The organism is Pelomicrobium sp., assembly GCF_036803785.1.
Taxonomy (GTDB): Bacteria; Pseudomonadota; Gammaproteobacteria; order Burkholderiales; family UBA6910; genus Pelomicrobium.
In genome coordinates this window covers 23,849-29,950 of the sequence record NZ_DAIRTR010000024.1, presented here as the reverse complement: position 1 = coordinate 29,950, position 6,102 = coordinate 23,849, and the positions used below count along the sequence as shown (strand labels likewise).

The following is a 6,102-nucleotide window of genomic DNA, read 5'->3' as shown; positions in this document are numbered from 1 at the left end:
GGTGGGCATGGCGGCAGACCCGCTCCGTCAGCGCTCGGCGGCATGCCAATAGCGCCGCCCTAGCTGACGCTGGGCGACGATCTCCATGCCGAGCCGCGGTCTGAAGCGCGCCCGCACCGCTCCGTCCCGGTCGCTGCGCAGGATCGCCGCACCGAGCGCCTGGTAGCGTTTCACCACGTCGGGGTGGGGATGGCCAAAAGGATTGCGGTAGCCTGCGGTGAACACCACCGTCTCGGGCCGGGTAGCGGCAACGAATGGAGGCGACGAAGAGCCACCGCTGCCGTGGTGGGGCGCAACCAGCAGGGTGGCGGCAAGCCCCGGGCCATGGGCTTGCACCAGGTCTCTTTCGACCGCCCGACCGATGTCGCCCGGCAATAGGACACTTCCGCCAGCGGCGGCAATGCGCAACACGCAGCTCAGGGCGTTGTCGTCCCGACGCGGATCGGCGTCGCCCGAGCCTTTCGGGCTCAAGAACTCGAAGCGCACACCGTCCCAGTCCCAACCCTCCCCTGTCCGGCAGGGGCGGTGCGCCGAGACGGTGTCCCGGAGGAAATGGCCTTCGGGCAAGGATGACCACAGGTGGATCACGGGTAGTGCCGCCAGCAGCGAACGGGTCCCTCCTGCATGATCCGCGTCGTCATGGCTCAGCACCAAGGCATCCACGCGCCGGACCCCCTCTCCCCGAAGGAAAGGCACCAACACCCGCTCGCCGCTGTCCGCCTCCGGTCCCAAGCTGGGCCCCGTGTCGTAGACCAGGGCGTGGTTGGCCGTGCGTGCTACCACCGCCAACCCTTGGCCCACGTCCAACACGTCCACCCAGAGCTCCCCGGGTCCGGGCCGCGGTGCGGCCGAGAGCCCCAGGGGCAGGAGCAGCACCCCGCCCACCCAGCGGGCGGGAAAGCCCTTGGGGAGTAGAAGCCACAACAGCCCGATAATGGCAAGGGGCACGCTCCATCCGGGCGGTGCGTGTTGCTGCCACACCGCAGCCGGCAAGGCGGCGAACCAGGCGAGGACCGCCCCGCCGGCTGCCATCGCCTCGTGGGCGGCAACGAGCAGAAAGTCCAGGGGAAGTAGCGCTCCTGCCAAGGTGAGGGGCACCACTGCCAGGCTTACCAGGGGGATTGCTAGGGCGTTGGCGAGGGGGGAGATCACCGAGAACTGCTGAAACAGAGCAAGGAGCAAGGGCAGCAGCGCCAGGGTCACCGCACCCTGGATGCGCATCCATTGGACCAGGGGTGGCGGGATCCCGATGCGGGCTGAAGCCACATAGAAGATGGTGGCCACGGCGCCGAAGGAAAGCCAGAACCCGGGGGACAAGACAGCCCAGGGATCCAGGATGACGACCACCAAGAGGGCGGCTGCCAGGACGCGGGACGGGGACTCGACGCGCCCCGTCCAGAGGGCCAGGGCCACCACCGCCAGCATGTAAAAGGTCCTCTGGGTGGGAACTGCGAAGCCGGCCAGCAGGGCGTAGGCGAGGGCCGCCGCGGCGCCCGCCGCGATCCCCGCCTTCGCCGCGGGCAGTCTCAGGGCAAGCCCGGGTACGCGCCGCCACAGGGCCCGGACCAGGGCAAATACCAAGCCCGAGATCAGCGTGACGTGCAACCCGGAAATGCTCATGAGGTGACTTACTCCGGTACGGGTGAAGACCTCCCACTGACTGCGGGGAATCGCGTCCTGGTCGCCGATGGCAAGGGCGACGATCACGCCGGCGTAGGGGCGAGCCGCGAGCACCGCGTGCAAGCGCTCCCGCACCGTCTCCCGGGCACGAAGCACCCGGAACGAAGGTCCGTCGTCCATCCCGAGCCGCGTGCTCGGCGAGCGTTCCCGCACGGTGCCGGTGGCGCGGATGCCCCGCTCGAGAAGCCAGGCCTCGTAGTCGAATCCGTGGGGGTTGGCGGTGCCGTGGGGGCGACGCAGTCGGACGGTGAAACGCCAGCGCTCCCCGCCCCTGACGGGCGGCACCCAGACCCCGTCCTCGCCCTCCCGCCGGGGCCAGGTGAGGAGAAGCCGGGCCGGGATCTGCGCCTGCGCCGGGAAGCGGTCGTGCACTTGGAACTCGAAGCGGGTGCCGGAGGCCAGCCGGCGCGGCAAGCTCGCCACCACCCCCGAAACGATCACGTCCCGGCCTTCCCATTCGGGGCTGAGGGCGTCGGCGAGCCGCAGGTCGGCGCGGAGCTGGGCCCAGAGGAAGCCGAGCACAAGGCCCGCTGCCGCGAGCCCCACGCTCCGCCCCCAAGGGCGGCGCGCCGCGATGGCGACCCAGCCCAACGCCAGGGCTAGGGGCCCGAGCCAAAGGAAGCGCCGGTCGGGAAGGGAGGCCTGCTGCTGAAGCAGGAAAGTTCCCAAGAGAAAGGCAAGCACCGCGGCACGCACAGCCCACCAATTTACCTGAAGTGGGCAAACGCGGGATTTCTTGGGTGACGCCTTAGTGTAAGATTGGTCTTCGCCTTGCGCCCCAGGGCCGCGTCTCCTATCCCGCCCGGCGCTGGCGGGCGGGTTCACGTGCATGCCCAGAAAATACTTTAGGAAATATCTTCCGACGCAGGAAAGCGTCAAAAGCAACCGCTTCCTTTCGGTCTTCGGCAAGACCCTGCACCACCACAGTTTGTGGCACCTCCACCGGCGCTCGGTGGCGGGCGGCGTCGCTGTGGGGTTGTTCTCAGGGCTCGTTCCGGGGCCGTTCCAGATGCTGGCTGCGGCGATCCTGGCGGTGATTTTGCGGGTAAATTTCCCGGTTGCCTTGCTGACGACCCTCTACACCAACCCTTTCACCATCGTCCCCTTGTATCTGGCGGCCTACAAGCTGGGCTCCCTGGTGACGGGGGGTGGCAACAAGGCGCCCCCCCTGCAGCCGCTGGAGTTCGGTCATGTGCCCTTCAAGGAATGGATCCCCGCCTTGGTCGACTGGACCGCCTCCCTGGGTAAACCCCTGCTGATCGGCCTGCCGATGCTGGCGCTCTTGCTTGCCGGCATGGGTTATTTCGCGGTGCTCGGGTCCTGGCGCCTCTACTATTCGATCCAGTGGCGCCGCCGCCGGGCCCGCTTCGCCCGCTCCGTTCCCCGCAACCCTTCCTGATCCCATGACGCCCCCCTACTGGGAACAGGCCAAGCGGGAGTTGGTCGACCGCGACCCGGTCATGCGCCAGCTCATTCGACGCCACGATGGGCTGGCGCTGCGCCGGCGTAGCGACGCCTTCACCGCCCTTGCCCGCGCCATCGTCGGCCAGCAGATCTCGGTGAAGGCTGCGGAGTCGGTGTGGCAGCGGCTCGCGGCCGTCTGCGGCGCCGTGAGCCCTGAGGCCCTGTTGCGGGTGGAGGAGGAGGCGCTGCGCGCTTGCGGACTATCCGCACGCAAGGCCGATTACCTGAGAGATCTGGCGCGCCGCTTCAGCGACGGCTCCATTTGCCTGGAAGCGTGGGAGCGGCTGGAGGACGAAGCGCTCATCAGGGAGCTCGTCCGGCTGCGGGGCATCGGCCGTTGGACGGCGGAAATGTTTCTGATCTTTTACATGCTGCGCCCTGACGTGCTGCCCCTGGAGGACATCGGGCTGCAACGGGCCATGAGCCTGCACTATAACGACGAGCGGCCCCTGTCCAAGCTCAAGATGCGCGCCATCGCCAAGCACTGGATCCCGTGGCGTTCGGTGGCCACCTGGTACTTGTGGCGTAGCCTGGATCCGATCCCGGTGGAATATTAGCGCCATGACCCACGAAGAATTCGTCTCCGGCTACCGCAGCGGCGCCCTAAGGGTCAAGATCGACAGGGCCCAAGCGGAAAAGCTCCTCTCCCGGCGGCTGTTACTGCCCCTGGTGGCGCTGCCCGTTCTGGGAGCAGGCGTGGCTTTGGCACTGATCGGGCACCTGTGGCTCGGGATTCTGGTCTTCCTGGTGGGCTTCGTCGGACCGCGCCTCATCAAGCGTTCGGCGCCCAATTTCGTCGTCACCCAGGCCCTCCAGGATGAAGGCTGGTACACGGAAGCGGTACAGGCCGGCGTACTGAAGATCGAAGAGCGGGCGGAAAAATCAGGCTAACCGGCCTTGGCCGGCACCAGCACCCCCTCCTCCAGCCGGAGGACGCGCTGGGCGCCGGCCGCGATCTCCGGGTCGTGGGTGGCGATCACGTAGCTCGTACCGAGCCGCTCGTTGAGCTCCAGCATTAGGCGGAAGACCTCCCGCGCGGTGTGGCGGTCCAGATTACCGGTCGGCTCATCCGCCAGCACGCATAAGGGCTCGGTCACCAGGGCCCGGGCGAGCGCCGCCCGCTGGCGCTCGCCTCCCGAGAGCTCTCCAGGAACGTGGTGCAGGCGGCCTGCGAGTCCTACCTGCTCTAGCATCCGCGCTGCCCGGGCGGTCGCCTCTTCCTTAGGCAGGCGGCGGATGAGCAGCGGCATCGCCACGTTCTCCAGGGCGGTGAATTCTGGCAGCAGGTGGTGGAATTGGTAGACGAAACCCAGGCTGCGGTTACGCAGCCGATTGCGCTGGGCTTCGCTCACCGCGTGGATGTCCTCCCCCTGCACGCGCACTTCCCCCGCCGTGGGCAAGTCGAGTCCTCCGAGCAAGTGCAGCAGGGTACTCTTGCCCGATCCCGAGGCCCCGACGATGGCCACCCGCTCACCAGGCGTGACGGTCAGGTCCACCCCGAGGAGCACCTCCACCGCCGTCGGGCCCGCGCCGTAGGTCTTGCGCAATCCCCGGCAGGCGATCACTGGCGCCGTCTCTCGCGCCGGCGCCGCGGCCCAGCCGCTGCCCGCTGGGACCGTACGGTCATTCATAGCGCAACGCCTCCGCCGGGTTTACCCGGGAAGCTCTAAAACTCGGATAGAGGGTAGCGAGCAGGCTCAAGGCCAGGGACACGCCGGCGATGGTGAACACGTCCCTCGATTGCAATTCCGACGGCAACTCGCTGATCTGGTAGACATCCTTGGCCAGGAACTGGATGCCGAACAGGCTCTCGATGAAGGGCACCACCACGTCCACGTTCCACGCCAGCAAGACTCCGCCTACCACGCCGAGCAGGGTGCCGATCACGCCGATCAAGGAGCCTTGCACCATGAAGATGCCGGTGATGCTGCCTGGGCTCGCCCCCATGGTGCGCAAGATGGCGATGTCAGCCCGCTTGTCGGTCACCACCATCACCAGGGTGGAGACGATGTTGAACGCGGCCACCGCCACGATCAAGGTGAGGATGATGAACATGACACGCTTTTCAATTTCCACCGCGCGGAAGAAGTTGCTGTGCTGGCGGGTCCAGTCGCTCACATACAGGTCCCCGGGCAAAGCCGCCGAGAGTTCCCGCGCCATCCGCGGCGCGGCGAACAGGTCATCGAGTTTGAGCCGCACTCCCGAGACGGCCTCGCCCAACCGGAACAGGGCCTGGGCATCGGCCAGGTGCACTAGGGCAAAGCCGCTGTCATATTCATACATGCCCACTTCGAACACGCCCATCACGGTGAACTGCTTGAGCCGGGGCAAAACGCCGGCCGGGGTCACCATGCCCTGGGGGACCACCAGCACCACCTTGTCTCCTGGGAACACGCCCAGGAGGCGGGCCAGGTCGATCCCCAGCACGATCCCGAACTCGCCGGGCTGAAGGGCTTCGAGGCTGCCCGCCCGCATGTGGCGCCCCACATCGGCGACCTGGATTTCCGCCGCCGGGTCGATGCCCCGCACCACCACGCCTTGCACCCGGCCCTGGTGGGTCAGCATGCCTTGCCCCAAGACGTAGGGTGCGGCGGCCCGCACGCCGGGATGCTGGAGCACTCGCTGTTCCACCTCCCGCCACTGCCGCAGCACGTGGTCCGGACCCGAGATCTGGACGTGGGAAACCACTCCCAGGATGCGGGCCCGCAGCTCCTTCTGGAACCCATTCATCACCGAAAGCACCACGATCAGCGCCGCCACCCCCAGGGCGATGCCCGCCATGGAGATGACGGAGATGAAGGAGATGAAGTGGTTGCGGCGCTTGGCGCGGGTATAGCGCAGGCCGACGAAGATTTCGTAGGGTTGCAATTCAGGCCGTCGCTTTCGCAGGAAGGCGGGCGAGAGTCTGCCACATTCTTTCAACGCACGCACCCCGGACAAGCCGCCGGACAGGGCGGA

Annotated in this window: 6 protein-coding genes; 3 read left to right on the top strand and 3 right to left on the bottom strand. The window is 67.5% G+C overall.

Annotation, left to right across the window (positions count from 1 at the left end):
* Positions 1 to 27: 27 nt before the first annotated feature.
* Positions 28 to 2,376: a DNA internalization-related competence protein ComEC/Rec2 gene (locus V7Q81_RS04640; protein ID WP_333840757.1), complete on the bottom strand. Its 2,349-nt coding sequence runs from the start codon at positions 2,374 to 2,376 to the stop codon at positions 28 to 30.
* A gap of 133 nt (positions 2,377 to 2,509) precedes the next feature.
* Here V7Q81_RS04640 and V7Q81_RS04635 point away from each other — a divergent pair, with 133 nt between their 5' ends.
* The 3 genes from V7Q81_RS04635 to V7Q81_RS04625 are packed head-to-tail and all read left to right on the top strand — an operon-like array spanning position 2,510 to position 4,035.
* The gene (locus tag V7Q81_RS04635) at positions 2,510 to 3,079 is read left to right on the top strand and encodes a DUF2062 domain-containing protein (protein ID WP_333840756.1); all 570 of its coding nucleotides are present in this window, start codon (positions 2,510 to 2,512) and stop codon (positions 3,077 to 3,079) included.
* 4 nt (positions 3,080 to 3,083) lie between these two features.
* Complete coding sequence (locus tag V7Q81_RS04630) at positions 3,084 to 3,701, top strand: DNA-3-methyladenine glycosylase family protein (RefSeq protein ID WP_333840755.1); 618 nt, start codon at positions 3,084 to 3,086, stop codon at positions 3,699 to 3,701.
* A 4-nt stretch (positions 3,702 to 3,705) separates the two neighbouring features.
* Positions 3,706 to 4,035: a hypothetical protein gene (locus V7Q81_RS04625; RefSeq protein ID WP_333840754.1), complete on the top strand. Its 330-nt coding sequence runs from the start codon at positions 3,706 to 3,708 to the stop codon at positions 4,033 to 4,035.
* On the opposite strand, the gene lolD is transcribed toward V7Q81_RS04625, so the two are convergent.
* On the bottom strand, positions 4,032 to 4,775 hold the full coding sequence (lolD, locus tag V7Q81_RS04620; RefSeq protein ID WP_333840753.1) for a lipoprotein-releasing ABC transporter ATP-binding protein LolD: 744 nt from the start codon (positions 4,773 to 4,775) through the stop codon (positions 4,032 to 4,034). The two genes, V7Q81_RS04625 and lolD, sit on opposite strands and share 4 nt — an antisense overlap.
* Positions 4,768 to 6,012 carry a lipoprotein-releasing ABC transporter permease subunit gene (locus tag V7Q81_RS04615; RefSeq protein ID WP_333840752.1) on the bottom strand — a complete coding sequence of 415 codons (1,245 nt, stop codon included), beginning with the start codon at positions 6,010 to 6,012 and terminating at the stop codon, positions 4,768 to 4,770. The genes lolD and V7Q81_RS04615 overlap by 8 nt, the downstream gene beginning before the upstream one ends.
* Positions 6,013 to 6,102: the final 90 nt, after the last annotated feature.

Bases quoted from the DNA above. Each gene is read 5' to 3' on its own strand.
- V7Q81_RS04630 (WP_333840755.1), top strand. From the start codon at position 3,084: ATGACGCCCCCCTACTGGGAACAGGCCAAGCGGGAGTTGGTCGACCGC.
- lolD (WP_333840753.1), bottom strand. From the start codon at position 4,775: ATGAATGACCGTACGGTCCCAGCGGGCAGCGGCTGGGCCGCGGCGCCG.
- V7Q81_RS04625 (WP_333840754.1), top strand. From the start codon at position 3,706: ATGACCCACGAAGAATTCGTCTCCGGCTACCGCAGCGGCGCCCTAAGG.
- V7Q81_RS04635 (WP_333840756.1), top strand. From the start codon at position 2,510: ATGCCCAGAAAATACTTTAGGAAATATCTTCCGACGCAGGAAAGCGTC.